Raw genomic sequence first — 19,953 nt, forward strand, 5'->3', positions numbered from 1 at the left:
CCTGCCAATTCCTCATAAACAGAGGAGCTTTAATGCCGCATCGCGATAACGAGGGCGCGGCATTATAAGCGGGCGATGCTGGCCATGTAATAGCTTTTTAATTGCACCGGTTAGTTAGATGCCATTACTTATCCGGCAGCCTGGCATTGCCGATTACGTTGGCGATATCCCGCAGAACCCGCAAATTGACCAACTGGTGATCGCGGTCGATGCGCAGGGTGACCGATGGCGCTCCGGGTGCATTGGGCGCATTGAATTGATGATCGCCTTTCTTCAGTCGTATGCGTGCCACCAGGGTCTTGTCGGGGAGCGTGCGCCAGGTTCGGGTGTCGGCCTCCTCAAAGGGGTCGTGTTCGGTGACGACCAGCGAGGCCTTGGCCGGATTGCGTTCGTTTTCCTGAGCCTGGGAAATAGCGGCCATGTTGGCGCGGAACATCGCCCGGGAAATGATCGCCGGCATGTCATCGCGCAACGTACGAAACGCCATGTCGGTGACGCTGTTGATCGCGGTCAGCGGGCGCTTGCGACCATCCACCATGATGTGGTCGAACGCCGGAGTGACGGTATCCGGCACCAGAACGGGAAACGAGATCGGCGCGGTAATGACCAGGTTTTCATTGAGGCGCACCGGGATCGGCACGGTGACCGAGCTGCGGGCCGGTGCCAGACCGCTCTGGACGACGATCAGAACATCGCTTTCATCATCCTTGGCCGGCGGTCTGTCGAGATTGCGCAATGCCTGTTCGAGGAACGGGATGTTCGGGCGCAGCTCGATGGCCTGGCGATAACCCGGTGCGGCCAGATCCCGCTCACCCAGCGCTTCGTAGGTGAAACCGGCCAGGTAATGGCTGAAAGCACTCTGGTAGCCGTTCTTCAGTTCGATCACTGCCGGCGCATCCAGGGTGGTGACGGGATAGCCCTGCAGATCCTTGTATTTCACGACGATGCCTTGAGCCTTGGCCTGTTCCTCGAGCTCTTCGTACTGGCGCTCCCGCTGGCGGGCGATCAGTGCTTCACGTTCGTGGGTTTTCTTGATGTCGGCACGGGCGCCGTCGAAATCACTTTCGCCCAACTGGTTGAGGGCCATCTGTGTGGTCAGCATGACCTTCTCGTAGTCGTAGCCGTCGTAGCGGCTCAACTTGTCGTTGACCAGCATGGTGCCCATTTCATAGGCAAACCGGTTGAGCAGCTTCATGGGGGCGGAAGGCACGGCTTCTTCACGTTGAAACACCATGCGGTCGGCGCTGCGCCAGGCTGCCTGGCTCTGGGGGCGTGCGTTGGCGAAGCTGAGAATCGAGCCCTTCTCGAAGTAATAGAGCAGGTCCTTGTCTTCCCAGGGATTGTGCCACTCCAGCACATCCAGGGCGCCCTGATAGTCGCCGAGCATCAACCGGTCATTGGTCTGCTGCATCTCCAGATCGTAATTGCGGTAGGCGGCGCATCCGCCCAGTAGCAGGAGCGTGCCGATTAACACCGGGAACAGCAGGCATGGGCGCATGGAGTGCAGCTCTTCCTTGAACAGTGAGGCGAAAGGTGTCGGATTATAGGGGCGGGCGATGGCCATGTGCCGGGGATTGGAGAGAAAGCTTGAGTCGGGCTTCCGCGACGTGAACAATGTGTTACTTCGCATTTCCAATTGAGACCCCTTCATGACTGCCTCGTCCCGATTCCTGGCCTGGCTGGTGTTCCCGTTGTTTGCCCTGAGCAGCTTCAATCTGCTGGCCGATACCGTGGAAGGCGCGCCGCAAGCGCTGCACCTGCTCGATTACATCAGCGCCGATTACCCGCCAACGGTAGAGGCAGGCAAGGTCATCGACGATGCCGAATACCGTGAACAACTGGAGTTCACCCGGGCGCTGCAAGGCTTGATTGCCGGCATGCCGGCCAAACCGGAGAAGGCCGGCCTGGAGCAGGGCATCGACGCTCTGCTGGCTGCGATCAGCGCGAAGCAGGACGGCGCGGACGTCGCCCGTCAGGCCCGACAACTGGGGGCGAAACTGGCGGTGGCCTATGAAGTCAGCCAGGCGCCGATCATCACCCCGGACCCCACCCGTGGCGCGCCGCTCTATACCCAGCACTGCTCGGTGTGTCATGGCGCCAACGGGGCCGGCGATGGCCCTGCGGGTGTCGGCATGGAGCCCGCGCCGGCCAACCTGCGCGATGCCAGGCGTCTGGATCATCTGAGCCTCTACGCGATCTACAACACTCTCGGCCAGGGCGTCGAAGGCACCGACATGCCGGCCTTCGCCGACCAACTGGACGACCGTCAGCGCTGGGATCTGGCGACCTACATCGCCCAGTTCAGTGCCGACCCGGCCACGGCCAAATCCGAAAAGACCTACAACATCGCCGACCTCGCCCGTCAGACACCGGCCGAAGTGCAGGCCGCCGAAGGTCCGGCCGCCGCCGCGACCTTCCGTGCACAGCGGGCACAACCGCCGCAGGTCAAGCGTGGCCCGGCGCAGTTGCTCGACTACACCGCCGCGACCCTGGACAAGAGCCTCGCTGCGTACCGCGCCGGCGAGCGTGATCAGGCTTATGACTTGTCCGTCGCCGCCTATCTGGAAGGTTTCGAACTGGTCGAAAGTTCGCTGGATAACGTCGACGCCAATGTACGCAAGGACACAGAAAAATCCCTGATGGCCTACCGGCAATCGCTGCAGGACGGCTTGCCGGTGGAGCAGGCCGAGCAGCGTCTCGATGCGGCCAAGGCCAAGCTCAAGGAGTCCGCCGATTTGCTGGGCAGCGACGGCCTGAGCTGGTCGCTGAGCTACATCTCCGGGTTGCTGATTCTGCTGCGCGAAGGCCTGGAAGCGATTCTGGTGCTGGCGGCGATCCTCGCGTTCCTGCGTAACACCGGCCAGCAATCGGCGGTGCGCAGTGTCAACGTCGGCTGGGGTCTGGCGCTGCTGGCCGGGCTCGGCACCTGGGCGCTGGCGGCGTACGTGATTGATGTCAGCGGCTCCCAGCGTGAACTGCTGGAAGGCGCCACGGCGCTGTTCGCCAGTGTCATGGTGCTGTGGCTCGGGGTGTGGATGCACGACCGCCGGCACGCGGCGGCCTGGCAGGATTACATCAAGCAGAGCCTGGTCGGTGGCGGCGGGCGTTTCGGCTTCGCGATCCTGGCGTTCTTCTCGGTGTACCGCGAATTGTTCGAAGTGATCCTGTTCTACGAAACCCTGTGGCTGCAGGCCGGTCCTGCCGGGCATGACGCGGTACTGGCCGGTGGTGCGACAGCGCTGGTGCTGCTGTTCGGTCTGGCATGGGTGATCCTGCGGGGCTCGGCGAAACTGCCGCTGGCGCTGTTCTTCAGCATCAACGCGGGGCTGCTGTGCGCGCTGTCGGTGGTGTTTGCCGGTCATGGTGTGAAGGCATTGCAGGAAGCCGGGATCTTTGGCACCCGGCCGGTGGCGTTCTTCGATTTCGAATGGCTGGGGATTCATGCCGACGCCTACTCGCTGACGGCGCAGGCTGTGGCAATTGCGGCAATTGTCGTGCTGTACGGCCGCAGCCGGGTGGCGGAAAAGCGTCGGGTGGCGGCCTGAGATGATGCGCGTATGGATCGATGCCGACGCCTGCCCGAAGATGGCCAAGGAACTGGTGGTCAAGTTCGCCCTCAAGCGCCGCTTCGAAGTGGTGCTGGTGGCAGGGCAGCCGCAGAGCAAACCGGCACTGGCCATCGTCAAGCTGATCGTGGTGCCGAGCGGCCCCGATGCGGCGGATGATTATCTGGTGGAACACGCGGTGCCGGGCGAGCTGGTGATCTGCAGCGACATTCCGCTGGCCGACCGGCTGGTGAAGAAGGGCGTTGCAGCGCTGGATCCGCGAGGCAAGGAATTCGACGCGCAGAACATGGGTGAACGGCTGGCGACACGCAACCTGTTCACCGATCTGCGTGAGCAGGGCCAGGTCAGCGGCGGCCCGGCGCCGTTCGGTGACCGGGAGAAGCAGGCGTTCGCCAATGCGCTGGACCGGATCCTGACGCGGCTGGCGCGCCAATCCTGAGCCTCATACAAGACCTGTGGGAGCGAGCTTGCTCGCGAAGGCGTCAGGCCAAACAACACAATATTGAATGGCCCATCGCTTTCGCGAGCAAGCTCGCTCCCACAGGGTTCAGTATTGATCCAGTGGAAGAGGTGCTCAGGCGTCGTTTTCGTGGGTCAGCTCAAGTACGCGATCCACCAGCTTGTTGATCCCCGAAGCCGCCTCACTGATCGACTGCGCCAGCATGTAGGCCGGGGTGGTCACCAGTTTGCGCGCCTTGTCTTCGATGATGTCGGTCACCGCGCAGTCTTCGTGGGTGGCGCCCATCTTGCCGATGGCCTTGGCCGTCTCCGCGTCGTTGCCGATGGTGCAGGTTACGCCCGGGCCGTAGATCTTGGCGGCCAGTGCCGGCGAAATGCACATCAGGCCCACCGGTTTCCCCGCTTCGGCAAACGCCTCGGTCAGCGCCAGCACGTCCGGCTGAACGCAGCAGCCAGCGCCGTCGGCGGCGAAGTTCGACAGGTTCTTGGCTGCACCAAAACCGCCGGGCACGATCAGCGCATCGAAATCATCGACATCGGCTTCACGGACATCCTTGACGTTGCCCCGGGCGATGCGCGCCGATTCCACCAGCACGTTGCGCGACTCCGGCATCTCTTTGCCGGTGAGGTGGTTGATCACATGCAATTGCGCGATGTCCGGGGCGAAGCACTGCACCTGAGCGCCACGCTGGTCGAGGCGCAACAGGGTGATGACACTTTCGTGGATCTCGGCGCCGTCGTACACGCCGCAACCGGACAGGATCACTGCAACTTTTTTGCTCATGGGTTTCTCTCCAGATTCATGGCGCTAAATGTCCACTAATTTGTCGTTCGTTGCCATAGGGTCGAGTCGCGGCTACACGTAGGATCTGTCCGCACGGATCTCGATCAGGGTGCGTCGTGAATTTCATTCTGTATGCGGTGCCGTTTTTCTTTGTATTGATTGCAGCCGAGCTGATCGCCGACCGTTGGCGCGGGGTGAGCAACTATCGCCTGGCCGATGCGGTGAACAGCATCAGCACCGGGGTGTTGTCGACCACCACCGGCCTGCTGACCAAAGGCGTGGGGCTGGTGACTTACGGCTTTGCCCTGGAGCATCTGGCGCTGGTCAGGTTGCCGGTGGACAGTGTCTGGGTGTGGGCCTTCGCCTTTGTTCTCTACGACTTCTGCTACTACTGGCTGCACCGCATGGGGCACGAGCGGAACATTCTCTGGGCGGCGCATTCGGTGCATCACCAGAGCGAGGACTACAACCTTTCCACCGCCTTGCGCCAGACCAGCACCGGGTTTCTGCTGGGCTGGATCTTTTACCTGCCGATGGCCGTGCTCGGTGTGCCGCTGCTGGTGTTCGTCAGCGTCGCGGCGATGAACCTGCTGTATCAGTTCTGGGTGCATACAAAGCACATTCTCAAGCTCGGCTGGTTCGAATGGTGCTTCGTCACGCCGTCCAATCATCGGGCCCACCATGCGCAGAACGCTCTCTACATGGATCGCAACTACGGCGGGGTGTTCATTATTTGGGACCGCCTGTTCGGCTCGTTCCAGGAAGAGGACGACAATGAACCGGTGATTTTCGGCGTGACCACACCGCTGGCGAGCTGGAATCCTCTGTGGGCCAACCTGCAGTTTTACGCGCAGTTGTGGGACGACGCGCGCCGGGCCGAGCGTATGTGGGACAAGATCCGGATCTGGTTCATGCGCACCGGATGGCGTCCGGCGGACGTGGCGGAGAAGTACCCGATGCACAAGCCGGACCTGAGCCGTTTCCGCAAATTCGAAGTGCCGCTGGGCGTCCGACAGCAGTGGTACGTGCTGCTGCAATTCGGCGTGTATGTGGCGCTGGGCAGTTACCTGATGAATCTGGAGCGCAGCCTGTCGACCGGCGCTCTGTTACTGGGCTGGGGCGCGGTGGCGTTCGGTTTGTTCGTGTTGGGCGCGGCCCTGGAAAATCGCCCGTGGGCGTTGAGGCTGGAGCTGCTGCGGCTGGCGGCGAATCTGCCGCTGGTGTGGCTGGCGCCGCAGGTCGGGCTATGGCCGGCCAACCCCGAGGTCTGGGCCGGCCTGCTCGGTTACAGCCTGCTCAGTGGCATCGGGCTGTATTACTGCCGCCAGCGGTTTACTCGGCTGGCGTCTTAGGTTCGGCGGATTTGGCCTGTTCGGCTTTATGCCGTTCGGCCTTGGCCAGTTGTTCGGCCTGCTCGTCCTCGTAGACCTTCTTGGCCAGCCGGGCATTCTTGAACCGGCGGCGCAGCCACAGGCCGACACCCAGCACCAGCAGCGCGCCGAGTACCCACAGTTCATATTTCTTGATGCTGCCCAGCATGCCTTCAAGCACCGCACCGAAGTGGTACGCGGCCGCGGCCAGGGCGGCGGCCCAGATCGCTGCGCCAATGCCGTTCAGCAGCAGATAGCGTCCCGGCGGGTAGCCCGACAGGCCGATCGCCACCGGCATCACCGTGCGCAGGCCGTAAACGAAGCGGAAGCTCAGGACCCAGATGTCCGGGTGCTTGCGGATGTGCTCCAGTGCGCGGTCGCCCATCATTTGCCAGCGCGGTTTGCGCGCCAGCAACTTGCGCCCGTGCTTGCGGCCCAGGAAGTACCACAGCTGATCGCCGGCATAGCTGCCGAAGAACGCCACGACCACCACCAGGTTGATGTCCATGTAACCACGGAACGCGAGGAAGCCCGCGAGCACCAGGATGGTTTCGCCTTCGAAGAACGTGCCGAGAAACAGGGCAAAGTAGCCGAAGTCATGCAGAAATTGTTGGAGCATTGTCTGGGTGCTGGCGAAATGAACGCGCAGCCTAACCCTTCGGACACATTCAGGAAAGTGTCGAAATGTGTCTCGACGTTAACATTTCCTACAACGACAATGGATTGCGGCTACATGTCACAGGGGTGCACATAACTGTAATACGACCGTCATAATGGCCGCTTATAACTGCCACACTCGCCCGTCTGCGCGGGCTCAGGAGTCTGCCGTGAGCTTTACCCCAGCCAACCGCCTGTTCCCTGCCACCCGCCTGCGTCGCAATCGCCGTGATGATTTTTCCCGGCGGCTGGTGCGTGAGAACGTGTTGACGGTCGATGACCTGATCCTGCCGGTGTTCGTGCTGGACGGTGAGAACCGTCGCGAAGCCGTGGCTTCGATGCCGGGTGTCGAGCGCCTGACCATCGACCTGCTGCTTGAAGAAGCGGCGAAATGGGTCGAGCTGGGGATTCCGGCGCTGGCGCTGTTCCCGGTCACGCCACCTGAACTCAAATCCCTCGATGCCGCCGAAGCGTGGAATCCCGAAGGTATCGCCCAGCGCGCCACCCGCGCCCTGCGTGATCGCTTTCCGGAGCTGGGGGTGATCACCGATGTCGCCCTCGATCCGTTCACCACTCACGGTCAGGACGGCATTCTCGATGAAGAAGGCTATGTGCAGAACGACATCACCGTCGATGCACTGGTCAAACAGGCCTTGTCCCACGCCGCCGCTGGCGCCCAGGTGGTGGCCCCGTCGGACATGATGGACGGTCGCATCCAGGCGATTCGCGAGGCGCTGGAACTGGCCGGTCACTTCAACGTGCGGATCATGGCCTACTCGGCCAAGTACGCCAGTGCCTATTACGGTCCGTTCCGCGATGCCGTGGGTTCGGCCGCGAACCTGGGCAAGGCGAACAAGGCTTCCTACCAGATGGACCCGGCCAACAGCGATGAAGCACTGCACGAAGTGGGTGCGGACTTGTCTGAAGGCGCGGACATGGTCATGGTCAAACCCGGCATGCCTTACCTGGATATTTTGTTCCGGGTAAAAGATGCCTTCAAAGTGCCGACGTTCGTCTATCAGGTTAGCGGCGAATACGCCATGCACATGGCGGCGATCCAGAATGGCTGGTTGAGCGAAGGCGTGATCCTCGAATCCCTGACCGCCTTTAAACGTGCCGGCGCTGATGGCATCCTGACTTACTTTGCTGTCCGTGCCGCTCAATTGTTACGAGAGCAGAAATAGCCCTCCCAGGAACATTCGATGAATACCGAAGGACTCACTGAAGTTGCCGTAAAAGAAGCTCAACCCGTGGTCGAGCAGATTACCGAAACCCCGCCGGAACTGGAGCCCGCGCCACCCGCGCCGACGTCAGAGCCCGCAGCGGCGGCGCCGGCGATCGCGATTCCCGGCCTGGATGACAGCAGCCTGTATATCCACCGGGAATTGTCGCAACTGCAGTTCAACATCCGCGTGCTGGAACAGGCGCTGGACGAGTCCTACCCGTTGCTGGAGCGGCTGAAGTTCCTGCTGATCTTCTCCAGCAACCTCGACGAATTCTTCGAAATCCGTGTCGCCGGCCTCAAGAAGCAGATCACCTTCGCCCGTGAACAGGCCGGCGCCGACGGTCTGCAACCGCATCAGGCCCTGGCCCGCATCAGCGAGCTGGTGCACGGTCATGTAGACCGCCAGTACGCGATCCTCAACGACATCCTGCTGCCGGAGCTGGAAAAGCATCAGGTGCGCTTCATCCGTCGCCGCTACTGGACGACCAAGCTCAAGACCTGGGTGCGCCGTTATTTCCGCGACGAGATCGCGCCGATCATCACCCCGATCGGCCTCGACCCGACGCACCCGTTCCCGTTGCTGGTGAACAAGAGCCTGAACTTCATCGTCGAACTCGAAGGCATCGACGCCTTCGGTCGCGACTCCGGTCTGGCGATCATCCCGGCGCCACGTCTGCTGCCACGGATCATCAAGGTGCCGGAAGAAGTCGGCGGCCCTGGCGACAACTATGTGTTCCTGTCGTCGATGATCCACGCTCACGCCGATGACCTGTTCCAGGGCATGAAGGTCAAGGGCTGCTACCAGTTCCGCCTGACCCGGAACGCCGACCTGGCGCTCGACTCCGAAGACGTCGAAGACCTGGCCCGCGCCCTGCGTGGCGAGTTGTTCTCCCGTCGTTACGGTGACGCCGTGCGCCTGGAAGTCGCCGACACCTGCCCGAAACACCTGTCGGACTACCTGCTCAAGCAGTTCAACCTGAGCGAGACCGAGCTGTATCAGGTCAACGGCCCGGTCAACCTGACACGCCTGTTCAGCATCACCGGTCTGGACAGCCATCCGGAGCTGCAATACACGCCGTTCACGCCGCAGATCCCGAAACTGCTGCAGAACAGCGAGAACATTTTCAGCGTCGTCAGCAAACAGGACATCCTGCTGCTGCACCCGTTCGAGTCGTTCACCCCGGTGGTCGACCTGCTGCGTCAGGCCGCGAAAGACCCGCACGTTCTGGCCGTGCGCCAGACCCTGTACCGCTCCGGCGCCAACTCGGAAATCGTCGATGCGCTGGTGGACGCCGCGCGTAACGGCAAGGAAGTGACGGCGGTCATCGAGCTGCGAGCGCGCTTCGACGAAGAATCCAACCTGCAACTGGCCAGCCGTCTGCAAGCGGCCGGTGCGGTGGTGATCTACGGCGTGGTGGGCTTCAAGACCCACGCCAAGATGATGCTGATCCTGCGTCGCGAGGCCGGCGAGATCGTCCGTTACGCGCACCTCGGCACCGGTAACTACCACGCCGGCAACGCGCGTCTGTACACCGACTACAGCTTGCTGACTTCCGACGATGCCTTGTGCGAAGACGTCGGCAAACTGTTCAGCCAGTTGATCGGCATGGGCAAGACGCTGCGCATGAAGAAGCTGCTGCACGCGCCGTTCACCCTGAAGAAGGGCATGCTCGACATGATCACCCGCGAGACGCAATTCGCGCTCGACGGCAAACCGGCACACATCATCGCCAAGTTCAACTCGCTGACCGATCCGAAGATCATCCGCGCGCTGTACAAGGCCAGCCAGTCCGGCGTGCGCATCGACCTGGTGGTGCGCGGCATGTGCTGCCTGCGTCCGGGCATCGCCGGGGTTTCGCACAACATTCACGTGCGCTCGATCATCGGCCGCTTCCTTGAACACACCCGGGTGTTCTACTTCCTCAACGGCGGCGAGGAACAGATGTTCCTCTCCAGCGCCGACTGGATGGAGCGCAACCTCGACAAGCGCGTCGAGACTTGCTTCCCGGTGGAAGGCAAGAAGCTGCTGACCCGGGTCAAGAAAGAGCTGGAGCTGTACCTGACCGACAACACCCATAGCTGGAGCCTGCAGTCGGACGGCCGCTACATCCGCAACACGCCGACCGGCAACCAGAACCCGCGCAGTGCGCAGGCGACGCTGCTGGAGCGGTTGGGCAGCCCGATTCTGCCGGTCAGCAGCTGACCGCAGGTCTCAAGGCAATAAAAAAGGCGATCCATCCGGATCGCCTTTTTTGTGCCTGCCTTTGACTCAGTGCACGGTCAGAACAATCCCCACCCGAGTCAGCCACTCGGCTTCAAGCGCGAAATCCGCCTGGGTCAGCTGGTTTTCATCCAGCCAGTTCTCCGGGAATTCCACGTCGAGGTTGTCGCCATTGGCATGAAGTGCGACCTGCGGCATGGTCTGGGTGCCGCGAATGTGATGGAACAGGATCGCGAAGCGCAGCAGCACGCACAGGCGGATCAGCTTGTCGCCGTCCTCACCGAATTCGGCAAACTTGTCCTTGGGGATGTTGCGGCGGTGGCCGCGCACCAGCAGGGCGAGCATTTGCTGGTCTTCGCGGGAGAACCCGGCGAGGTCCGAGTGCTCGATCAGGTAGGCGCCATGCTTGTGGTAGTGATAGTGAGCGATGTCGAGCCCGACTTCGTGCACTTTCGCCGCCCAGCCCAGCAGTTCGCGCCAGATGCCATCGTCCAGCTGCCAGTCCACGGCCACCTGATCGAAGGCGTGCAGGGCTTTGCGTTCCACACGTGCGGCCTGTTCCAGGTCGACGTGGTAGCGCTCCATCAGCGAGGTCAGGGTGCGTTCGCGCACGTCTTCGTGATGATGGCGGCCGAGCAGGTCGTAGAGCACGCCTTCACGCAGCGCGCCTTCGCAGTGGTCCATGCGTTGCAGTTCGAGGGCGTCGAAGATCGCTTCAAGGATCGCCAGGCCGGCCGGGAAGATCGCGCGGCGGTCAGGCTTGATGCCTTCGAAGTCGATCTTGTCGACGTCGCCGAGCTTGAACAGACGACGCTTGAGCCACGCCAGGCCTTCGGCGTTCACTTCGCCGGTGCCGTGACCGCCGGCCTTCAGCGCCAGGCCGATGGCGCGGATGGTGCCCGAGGAGCCGATGGCTTCATCCCAGGTCAGGCGGTGCAGGGCGTGTTCGATGCTCATGATTTCCAGCCGCGCCGCCGTGTAGGCCTGGGCGTAGCGGGCCGGAGTGATCTTGCCGTCCTTGAAGTAGCGCTGGGTGAAACTCACGCAGCCCATTTGCAGGCTTTCGCGCAGCAGCGGCTCGAAACGCTGGCCGATGATGAATTCGGTACTGCCGCCGCCGATGTCGGCGACCAGACGCTTGCCCGGGGTGTCGGCGAGGGTGTGGGACACGCCGAGGTAGATCAGACGCGCTTCTTCACGGCCGGAGATGACTTCCACCGGGTGGCCGAGGATTTCTTCGGCGCGGTGGATGAACTCCAGGCGGTTACGGGCTTCGCGCAACGCGTTGGTGCCGACGATCCGCACGGCGCCCAGCGGCATACCGTTGATCAGTTGGGCAAAACGCTTCAGGCAATCGAGCCCGCGCTGCATGGATTCTTCGTTGAGATGGCGCTCATCGTCGATGCCGGCGGCCAGCTGAACCTTCTCCCCGAGACGTTCGAGAATACGGATTTCGCCGTTCTGGGCCTTGGCCACGACCATGTGGAAGCTGTTGGAGCCCAGGTCGATCGCGGCGATCAGGGACAGATTCTTGGCTTGGGATTGCGGCATGGTCTGGGGGTCTCGGTCGATAACCCTGACATCGTGCCACGATCAAAGGCTGCCGCCAACGCGCATGGTTCAAACCCTTGATTTAGCGCACTGACGGCCTGCTTTCAGCCTGTGGCTTCTGCAGTTCCGATGAAATTCGCCAGCTCCGGCGTCTGCGGGTCGGCAAACAGTACCTTCGGATCGCCCACCTCATGAACCTTGCCCTGGTGCATGAACACCAGTTTGTCCCCGACCTCCCGGGCGAAGCGCATTTCGTGGGTGACCATGATCAGCGTCATGCCTTCCTTCGCGAGCTGGCGGACCACGCTGAGCACTTCGTTGACCAGTTCCGGGTCCAGCGCCGAGGTGATCTCGTCGCACAGCAGCACCTTGGGCGACATCGCCAGCGCCCGGGCAATCGCCACGCGCTGTTGCTGGCCACCCGAGAGACGATCCGGGAACGCATCGAATTTTTCACCCAGGCCGACGCGCTCCAGCATCTGCCGCGCCAGTTCCTGCGCCCTGGCCTTGGGCACTTTCTGCACCACCTGCGGCGCGAGCATCACGTTTTCGCCCACCGTCAGGTGCGGGAACAGGTTGAACTGCTGAAATACCATCCCGACTTTCTGCCGCAGGCTGCGCAGGTCGGCGCGGGCGGCGTCGAGGTATTCGCCGTCGACCTCGATCACGCCGTCGTTGATCGATTCAAGACCGTTGAGGGTGCGCAGCAGGGTGGATTTGCCCGAGCCGCTGCGGCCGATGATCGCCACCACCTGGCCTTCCTCGACACTCAGGTCGATGCCTTTGAGCACGTGGTGATCGCCGTAGTATTTATGCAGGGCGGAAATTCTAAGCAGAGGCATACAGTCTCCTTTCCAGGTAGCGCGCACTGAGGGACAGGGGGTAGCAGAGCAGGAAGTAGCCGGCGGCAACGAGGCCGTAGACCATGAACGGTTCGAAGGTGGCGTTGGCGAGCATGCCGCCGGTCTTGGTCAGTTCGGTGAAGCCGATGATCGAAGTCACGGCGGTGCCTTTGACCACTTGCACCGAGAAGCCCACGGTCGGCGCCACCGCAATACGCAGCGCTTGCGGCAGGATCACGTAGCGCAGTTGCTCCAGCGGATTGAGCGCCAGGCTCGACGAGGCTTCCCACTGGCCATTGGGAATCGCCTCGACGCAACCGCGCCAGATCTCCGCCAGGTAGGCGCTGGTAAACAGCGTCAGGGCAATCGCCGCCGCCATCCACGGCGAAATCTCGACCCCGGCCAGCGCTACGCCGAAGAACACCAGAAACAGCTGCATCAACAGCGGCGTGCCCTGGAACAGTTCGATCCAGGTGCGGGCAATGCTGCTGGGCAGCGGGTTTTTCGAGATGCGCATGACCAGGATCAGCAATCCGACGATCCCGCCGCCGATGAACGCCACCAGTGACAGCGCCAGCGTCCATTGCAGGCCGGTGAGCAGGTTGCGCAGGATGTCCCAGAACGTGAAGTCGCTCATTGGCTGCTCCTTGCGCTGCTTTTCGACAGGTAGCGCCGGCCGAGCCAGTTCAGTAGCTGACGAATCAGCAGTGCCATGCACAGATAAATGAGGGTGGTCAGGGCATAGGTTTCAAAAGCGCGGAAGTTGCGCGACTGAATGAAGTTGGCGGCGAAGCTCAACTCCTCGGTGGCGATCTGCGAACACACTGCCGAGCCGAGCATGACGATGATGATCTGGCTGCTCAGCGCCGGCCAGACCTTGCCCAGCGCCGGCAGCAGCACCACGTGGCGGAACGCTTCGAAACGGCTCATCGCCAGGGCGGCCGCTGCTTCCAGTTGCCCGCGCGGAATCGCCTGGATGCCGGCGCGGATGATCTCGGTCGAGTACGCGCCGAGGTTGATCACCATCGCCAGCACCGCCGCCTGCCACTCGGAAATCTGCACGCCGAGGGACGGCAGGCCGAAGAAGATGAAGAACAGTTGCACCAGGAACGGCGTGTTGCGGATCAACTCCACATACACGCCGAAAATCGCCGAGAACGGGCGGATGTTCCACGCCCGCACCAGCGCCCCGACGATGCCCACGCTCACGCCAAACAGCGCGCCGATGGCCGTCAGCTCAAGGGTGAACAGCGCCCCGCGCAGAAGCAGGTCGGTGTTTTCCACCACCGGCAAGAAATCGAACTGATAGGCCATGAAAGTCTCCCGCGTCGCCGGTCAGAGGTCGGCTGGCAGCGGCTCTTTGAGCCAGGTCTGCGCGTTCTTTTCCAGCGCGCCGTCAGCCTTGGCGCTGGCCAGGATCTCGTTGACCTTGCCCAGCAACGCCGGCTCGTTCTTGTTCACGCCGACGTAGACCGGCGAATCCTTGAGCTTCACTTTCAGAGCCGGTACGCGTTTCGGGCTCTTTTCGCTGATTGCGACCATCACCACGTTGCCGCTGGCGATCAGATCGACCTGGCCTGCGAGGTAGGCGGCGATGGTCGAGTTGTTGTCTTCGAAGCGCTTGATGGTCACGCCTTCGGGGGCGACCTTGGTCAGTTCGATGTCTTCGATGGCGCCACGGGTAACGCTGATGGTCTTGCCCTTGAGGTCGTCCAGGGTGCTGACAGCTGCGTCCGGCGGGCCGAATACGGCGAGGTAGAACGGCGCGTAGGCACGGGAGAAATCGATGACCTTCTCGCGCTCGGGGTTCTTGCCGAGGCTGGAAATCACCAGATCGACCTTGCCGGTGGTGAGGAACGGGATGCGGTTGGTGCTGTTGACCGGGGTCAGTTCGAGTTTGACCTTGAGCTGTTCGGCCAGCAGTTTCGCGGTGTCGATATCGAGGCCGCGCGGCTTCATGTCCGGGCCGACCGAACCGAAGGGCGGGAAGTCCTGAGGCACGGCAACTTTCAAGGTGCCGCGTTTCACCACGTCGTCCAGACCGTCGGCATGGGCGGGGGCCTGGCTCAGCATCAGACCGGCAAACAGGGCGGCGAGGAGGGCGCTGTAACGCTTCGTCATGGACAATCTCCGGATCGGCGGGAAGTGAAATCTGCGATCGGACAGAGCACGGGCCGTGCCAAGCCAGTGGTCTGGCCCCGCAAAGCCACGGGTTTAGCGGGTTTGTTCGGTCTTACTGGTCTGAACAGTCAGGTCGGGTTTCGCACTGCGATAGCGCATCGACACGCACCGTCGAACCCCACTGGGGCACGACTTGCCTGATGCCTCGAATAGCTTTACAACTGGCCGCACCTTGGCCTGGTCCGTCTGGAAAACCATGAACTCGATCTCCCGCGCCGTACCCGAAGTGGCGCTGCAAGCGATCCGCAAACTGATTACCGAGCAGGGCTTCGGCCCCGGCGATGCGCTGCCCTCGCAACGGGATCTGGCGGTGCAGCTGGGGGTCAGCCGGGCGTCGTTGCGCGAAGCGTTGTCGTCCTTGAGTGCGCTGGGCGTCGTCAGCATCCAGCCGGGCAAGGGCGTATTCGTGCAGTCGCCGGTGGAGCTGCCACGCGGGGAGGGGGCGCCGGCCTGGCCGTTCGCAGCTCAGGCCTCGCCGCTGGAGATCTTTCAGTTGCGCTATGCGCTGGAAGGTTTTGCGGCCGGCTTGGCGGCGGTGACGCTGAGCACGATCGATCTGGACGAGCTGGAAGACAATGTCGCCGCCATGCGTGAGCAACTGCGTGCCGGCGACTTCGAGGCGGCGGCGAAACTGGACTTCGAATTCCACCAGCGGATCCTGCGGGCCAGCGGCAATCAGGCGATGCTGAGCATCCTAACCGCCAGCGCCGAGATCTTTCTGGAGAGCCAGAAGCTACCGTTCATCCGCGCCGAACGGGCCATGGAAACCTGGCAGGAACACCGCAAGATCCTCCGCGCCCTGGCCCGCCGGGCCTCCGCTGCCGCCCAGAAAGCCATGCAGGAGCACGTGCGCAACGCGGCGCTGCGCACCGGAATTTCCTTCATCGCCCCCGCCGGCGCGTGACTTGAGCTATACCCAAACTCATCGAGTGCCATAGCAAGACTCAATCATCTGCGGCTTCCTGAACAAGGGAAGGGCGGCTATGATGGGCCACGTTTTTTTGCTTACAACCTGGAGAATTCCATGAGCAGCGATCTGATCAAACACGTTAGCGACGCTAGCTTCGAAGCCGACGTACTCAAGGCCGAAGGCGCTGTCCTGGTCGACTACTGGGCTGAATGGTGCGGCCCTTGCAAAATGATCGCTCCGGTTCTGGACGAGATTGCAGAGACCTACAAAGGCAAGCTGACCGTTGCCAAACTGAACATCGACGAGAACCAGGAAACCCCGGCCAAGCACGGCGTACGTGGTATTCCTACCCTGATGCTGTTCAAGAACGGCAACGTGGAAGCGACCAAGGTCGGCGCTCTGTCGAAGTCGCAACTGGCTGCTTTCCTCGACGCCAACATCTAAGCGTCGCGGTAAAGACTGTCCTCAAAAAGCCCCGCAAATTGCGGGGCTTTTTGCGTATTCAGGGCTAGACGCTCCGAAACTCAGGTGATACATTCGGCCCCGCACTGGTTTCTCCACTGCCCCCTGCTAGCCGTCGCCGACGCACTCCTTTTCGAACAAGTACGCGATCCTGTCGCCTTCTCCGCGGCGCGGCCTCATTAAGCCAAAAGCTTAATTTCCCCCCCTCCATAAATGATTACGTCATTCCTATATGAATCTGACTGAACTCAAGCAAAAGCCGATTACCGAACTGCTCGAATTGGCCGAACAGATGGGCATAGAAAATATGGCCCGTTCGCGCAAGCAGGACGTGATTTTCTCCCTGCTGAAAAAGCACGCTAAAAGCGGTGAGGAAATCTCCGGTGATGGCGTGCTGGAGATTCTCCAGGACGGCTTCGGCTTCCTGCGCTCCGCTGACGCTTCCTACCTCGCCGGCCCTGACGACATCTACGTCTCGCCGAGCCAGATCCGCCGTTTCAACCTGCGCACCGGTGACACCATCGTTGGCAAGATCCGGCCGCCGAAGGAAGGCGAGCGTTATTTCGCCCTGCTCAAGGTCGACACGATCAACTTCGATCGTCCCGAGAACGCGAAGAACAAGATTCTCTTCGAGAACCTGACCCCGCTGTTCCCGAACGTGCGCATGAAGATGGAAGCCGGTAACGGTTCCACCGAAGACCTGACCGGTCGAGTGATCGACCTGTGCGCCCCGATCGGCAAAGGCCAGCGTGGTCTGATCGTTGCACCGCCGAAAGCCGGTAAAACGATCATGCTGCAGAACATCGCAGCGAACATCGCCCGTAACAATCCTGAAGTTCACCTGATCGTGCTGTTGATCGACGAACGTCCGGAAGAAGTGACCGAGATGCAGCGCACCGTGCGCGGCGAAGTGGTTGCCTCGACTTTCGACGAGCCGCCGACCCGTCACGTGCAGGTTGCTGAAATGGTGATCGAGAAGGCCAAGCGCCTGGTCGAACACAAGAAGGACGTGGTGATCCTGCTCGACTCCATCACCCGTCTGGCCCGTGCCTACAACACCGTGATCCCGAGCTCCGGCAAGGTGCTGACCGGTGGTGTCGATGCCCACGCCCTGGAGAAGCCGAAGCGTTTCTTCGGTGCTGCGCGGAACATCGAAGAAGGCGGCTCGCTGACCATTATCGCCACCGCGCTGGTAGAAACCGGCTCGAAGATGGACGAAGTGATCTACGAAGAGTTCAAGGGTACCGGCAACATGGAACTGCCTCTGGACCGTCGCATCGCCGAGAAGCGTGTGTTCCCGGCCATCAACATCAACAAGTCCGGCACTCGCCGTGAAGAGTTGCTGACCGCCGACGACGAACTGCAGCGCATGTGGATCCTGCGCAAGCTGCTGCACCCGATGGACGAAGTGGCGGCCATCGAGTTCCTGGTCGACAAGCTGAAAACGACCAAGACCAACGACGAATTCTTCCTGTCGATGAAGCGCAAGTAACATCGTCGGTCGAGTCCAGAAATGGCGTCCCTCAGGGGGCGCCATTTTTTTGCCTGTTTTTTGTCCGGACGATGGGAGGTTTGCGATCTGGTAAGGTCAGTGAGTTGGCAAAACAAGACGCAGCGACTGAGGCTGTACAAAAAACAACCACATGATTGGCATTAAAGATTTATGAGCACACTCGCTTATCGAAGGGATATCGACGGCTTGCGCGCAGTCGCGGTGATTGCCGTGGTGCTGTTCCACTTTGGCGTCCCGGGTTTCACCGGCGGTTTTGTCGGTGTGGACGTGTTTTTCGTGATCTCCGGTTACCTCATCACCTCGATCATCTGGAACCAGCGCCAGGCCGGCCGGTTCAGCTTCGTCGAGTTCTGGTCGCGGCGTGCGCGGCGGATTCTGCCGGCGCTGTTTGCAATGATCATTGCAGTGATGGCGGTGGGCTGGTTCCTGCTGGCGCCCAAGGACTACGAGGAGCTGGGGCGGTCGGTGCGCTACCAGGTGACCTTTGTCTCGAACATTCTGTTCATGCGCCAGGACGGCTATTTCGACGTCGCGTCCGATCTCAAGCCACTGCTGCACACTTGGTCGCTGGCGGTGGAGGAACAGTTCTACATTGTTTTCCCGTTGCTGCTGACGCTGTTGTCGAGCCGGCTGAAACACTGGCGACTGGCGTTGTTCGGCGTGTTGCTGTTGTCCTTCGGGCTGAGCGTGTGGGCGGTCAATCATTACCCGGAAAAAGCCTTCTTCCTGTTGCCGATGCGAGCCTGGGAGTTGCTGGCCGGTGCGATGCTGGCGGTGGCGCCGAAACAGGCGTGGCGTTTGAAGCCTTTGGCAGCGCAGCTGTTGAGCCTGTCGGGCATGGGGCTGATCCTGTTGGCGGTGTTCGTCTATGACAAGTCGACGCCGTTCCCGGGTGCGACCGCGTTGTTGCCGGTGCTGGGCGTGGTGCTGCTGATTCTGGCCAACGGTCATCGCGAAACCGCAGTGGGGCGCATTCTGAGCAGTCGGGTAATGGTCGGCCTCGGTCTGATCTCTTATTCCTGGTACCTCTGGCATTGGCCGGTATTCGTGTTTTCCAGCTACGCCAGCGTTGAAGAACCCGGCGCACTGGATGTCGCAGGATTGATCCTGTTGACGCTGGTGCTGGGCTATCTGTCGTGGAAATTCGTCGAGACGCCGTTTCGCGAACGACGCTTGCTCGCCGGACGCCGGCAGATTCTGCTGGCAGGCTTGTGCGGCATCCTGGTGATCGGCCTGGCTGGACAGGCGTTGCGCTGGACCGATGGTTTGCCGTGGCGCCTGTCCGAACAGGCACTGCAATACGCCAAGGGGCGCGAATGGCGCCCGGAACTGATGGCCTGCCTGGCGGACGACAAGACGCCGGACGACAAACTGTTCTGTCATTACGGTGTGGAAAACCTGCCGACTCAGGCCATGGTCTGGGGGGACAGTCATGCCACGGCGCTGATTCCGATATTCGATGATGGCGCGAAAGCCCACGGCGTCAGCGTGAATCTCGCCAGCTCTCCCGGTTGTATCCCGGTTGAAGGGTTGGAGCATGACGGGGTTTGTGCGCGTTTCAACCGACGGGTCGAGCAGGGCTTGAGCGCACAGCGGGTCAGCGATGTGGTGCTGGTCGCGCGCTGGAGTCTCTATCTGTACGGCGATGCCAAAGGCGATCTTGGTCATGTGCTCAGAACGGGCGACGGCAAATATGACCGCAGCGCCGCCGAACAGCGCTTGGCCGACGGCCTGCGGGCGCGGGTTGCGCAGCTGCGGGCGGGCGGCCATCGGGTCTGGCTGGTGAAGGAGGTGCCGTTGCAGGCCTTCAGCCCACCGTATCGGCTCACACGGCTGGCAATGCTGGACCACTCGGTAGAGGGCGTTGGCCAGAGTGTCGATGAGCATCACAAACGCCAGGCCTTCATCAGCCAGTTGTTCGCCCAACTGGCCAAGGATCCGGCGGTACGGGTGGTCGATCCGGCGCTACGGTTGTGCGACGAAAGCGGTCTGTGCCGCGTCGAGCTCGATGGCTACTCCCTGTATACCGATGACAATCACCTCTCGGAAGTCGGGGCACGGCTGGTGGCACCGATCCTTGAACCGTTGTTTGTCGGTCTTCAGTCCGGGAAAAAACTCGCAAAAGGCCAGGTGAATGCAGCCAAGTAAGCAGTGACGGGCTGCCAGCGACCGGCATAGCAGGTAGGATGTACGCCTATTTTGAGGGTGCCAT

At 61.7% G+C, this 19,953-nt stretch carries 17 protein-coding genes; 9 read left to right on the forward strand and 8 right to left on the reverse strand.

The features are described from left to right. Positions 1-124: 124 nt before the first annotated feature. Positions 125-1,498 (reverse strand): COG3014 family protein, encoded by a 1,374-nt coding sequence (locus tag ACKLNA_RS09140; protein ID WP_408985678.1) that lies wholly within the window; start codon positions 1,496-1,498, stop codon positions 125-127. A 151-nt stretch (positions 1,499-1,649) separates the two neighbouring features. Here ACKLNA_RS09140 and ACKLNA_RS09145 point away from each other — a divergent pair, with 151 nt between their 5' ends. Further along, on the forward strand, positions 1,650-3,545 hold the full coding sequence (locus ACKLNA_RS09145) for an FTR1 family protein (protein ID WP_408985679.1): 1,896 nt from the start codon (positions 1,650-1,652) through the stop codon (positions 3,543-3,545). Between the two features lie 4 nt (positions 3,546-3,549). Further along, complete coding sequence (locus ACKLNA_RS09150) at positions 3,550-4,005, forward strand: YaiI/YqxD family protein (protein WP_085746828.1); 456 nt, start codon at positions 3,550-3,552, stop codon at positions 4,003-4,005. A gap of 135 nt (positions 4,006-4,140) precedes the next feature. Here the strand turns inward: ACKLNA_RS09150 and elbB are convergent, their stop codons facing one another. Next, positions 4,141-4,809, reverse strand: a complete 669-nt coding sequence (gene elbB, locus ACKLNA_RS09155; RefSeq protein WP_085708951.1) for an isoprenoid biosynthesis glyoxalase ElbB — start codon at positions 4,807-4,809, stop codon at positions 4,141-4,143. Between the two features lie 116 nt (positions 4,810-4,925). On the opposite strand from elbB, the gene ACKLNA_RS09160 reads away from it, so the two are divergent. Further along, the gene (locus tag ACKLNA_RS09160; protein WP_408985680.1) at positions 4,926-6,161 is read left to right on the forward strand and encodes a sterol desaturase family protein; all 1,236 of its coding nucleotides are present in this window, start codon (positions 4,926-4,928) and stop codon (positions 6,159-6,161) included. Here the strand turns inward: ACKLNA_RS09160 and ACKLNA_RS09165 are convergent. After that, positions 6,142-6,798 carry a DedA family protein gene (locus ACKLNA_RS09165; RefSeq protein ID WP_085708953.1) on the reverse strand — a complete coding sequence of 219 codons (657 nt, stop codon included), beginning with the start codon at positions 6,796-6,798 and terminating at the stop codon, positions 6,142-6,144. The genes ACKLNA_RS09160 and ACKLNA_RS09165 overlap by 20 nt on opposite strands. Before the next feature lie 208 nt (positions 6,799-7,006). Between ACKLNA_RS09165 and hemB the strand changes: the two genes are divergently transcribed. Then, entirely contained in the window at positions 7,007-8,020 is a 1,014-nt protein-coding gene (gene hemB / locus ACKLNA_RS09170) for a porphobilinogen synthase (protein ID WP_192559265.1), read from the forward strand. 18 nt (positions 8,021-8,038) lie between these two features. Next, complete coding sequence (gene ppk1 / locus ACKLNA_RS09175) at positions 8,039-10,264, forward strand: polyphosphate kinase 1 (RefSeq protein ID WP_408985681.1); 2,226 nt, start codon at positions 8,039-8,041, stop codon at positions 10,262-10,264. Positions 10,265-10,330: 66 nt separating this feature from the next. Here ppk1 and ppx read toward each other — a convergent pair whose 3' ends face one another. The 5 genes from ppx to ACKLNA_RS09200 form a co-directional block, all read right to left on the reverse strand. Next, entirely contained in the window at positions 10,331-11,833 is a 1,503-nt protein-coding gene (gene ppx / locus ACKLNA_RS09180; protein WP_119429256.1) for an exopolyphosphatase, read from the reverse strand. 104 nt (positions 11,834-11,937) lie between these two features. Further along, entirely contained in the window at positions 11,938-12,675 is a 738-nt protein-coding gene (locus tag ACKLNA_RS09185; protein ID WP_248739869.1) for an amino acid ABC transporter ATP-binding protein, read from the reverse strand. After that, complete coding sequence (locus ACKLNA_RS09190; protein ID WP_408985682.1) at positions 12,662-13,312, reverse strand: amino acid ABC transporter permease; 651 nt, start codon at positions 13,310-13,312, stop codon at positions 12,662-12,664. Before ACKLNA_RS09190 ends, ACKLNA_RS09185 begins: the two co-directional genes overlap by 14 nt. Beyond that, the gene (locus ACKLNA_RS09195) at positions 13,309-13,989 is read right to left on the reverse strand and encodes an amino acid ABC transporter permease (protein ID WP_408985683.1); all 681 of its coding nucleotides are present in this window, start codon (positions 13,987-13,989) and stop codon (positions 13,309-13,311) included. The genes ACKLNA_RS09190 and ACKLNA_RS09195 overlap by 4 nt, the downstream gene beginning before the upstream one ends. Before the next feature lie 21 nt (positions 13,990-14,010). After that, on the reverse strand, positions 14,011-14,796 hold the full coding sequence (locus tag ACKLNA_RS09200) for a transporter substrate-binding domain-containing protein (RefSeq protein WP_114886232.1): 786 nt from the start codon (positions 14,794-14,796) through the stop codon (positions 14,011-14,013). Positions 14,797-15,052: 256 nt separating this feature from the next. On the opposite strand from ACKLNA_RS09200, the gene ACKLNA_RS09205 reads away from it, so the two are divergent. The 4 genes from ACKLNA_RS09205 to ACKLNA_RS09220 all read left to right on the forward strand — a co-directional run bounded on the left by ACKLNA_RS09205 (position 15,053) and on the right by ACKLNA_RS09220 (position 19,889). After that, positions 15,053-15,760 carry a FadR/GntR family transcriptional regulator gene (locus ACKLNA_RS09205; RefSeq protein ID WP_408985684.1) on the forward strand — a complete coding sequence of 236 codons (708 nt, stop codon included), beginning with the start codon at positions 15,053-15,055 and terminating at the stop codon, positions 15,758-15,760. 120 nt (positions 15,761-15,880) lie between these two features. After that, on the forward strand, positions 15,881-16,210 hold the full coding sequence (trxA, locus tag ACKLNA_RS09210; RefSeq protein WP_003206727.1) for a thioredoxin TrxA: 330 nt from the start codon (positions 15,881-15,883) through the stop codon (positions 16,208-16,210). 250 nt (positions 16,211-16,460) lie between these two features. Continuing rightward, a complete protein-coding gene (gene rho / locus ACKLNA_RS09215) occupies positions 16,461-17,720 on the forward strand; it encodes a transcription termination factor Rho (RefSeq protein ID WP_007951825.1) in 1,260 nt (419 codons plus the stop codon). A 171-nt stretch (positions 17,721-17,891) separates the two neighbouring features. Then, on the forward strand, positions 17,892-19,889 hold the full coding sequence (locus ACKLNA_RS09220) for an acyltransferase family protein (protein WP_408985685.1): 1,998 nt from the start codon (positions 17,892-17,894) through the stop codon (positions 19,887-19,889). The last annotated feature ends 64 nt before the right edge of the window (positions 19,890-19,953 follow it).

Origin of the sequence: Pseudomonas sp. UV AK001, assembly GCF_046097675.1 — a bacterium.
Classification (GTDB): Bacteria; Pseudomonadota; Gammaproteobacteria; order Pseudomonadales; family Pseudomonadaceae; genus Aquipseudomonas; species Aquipseudomonas kribbensis.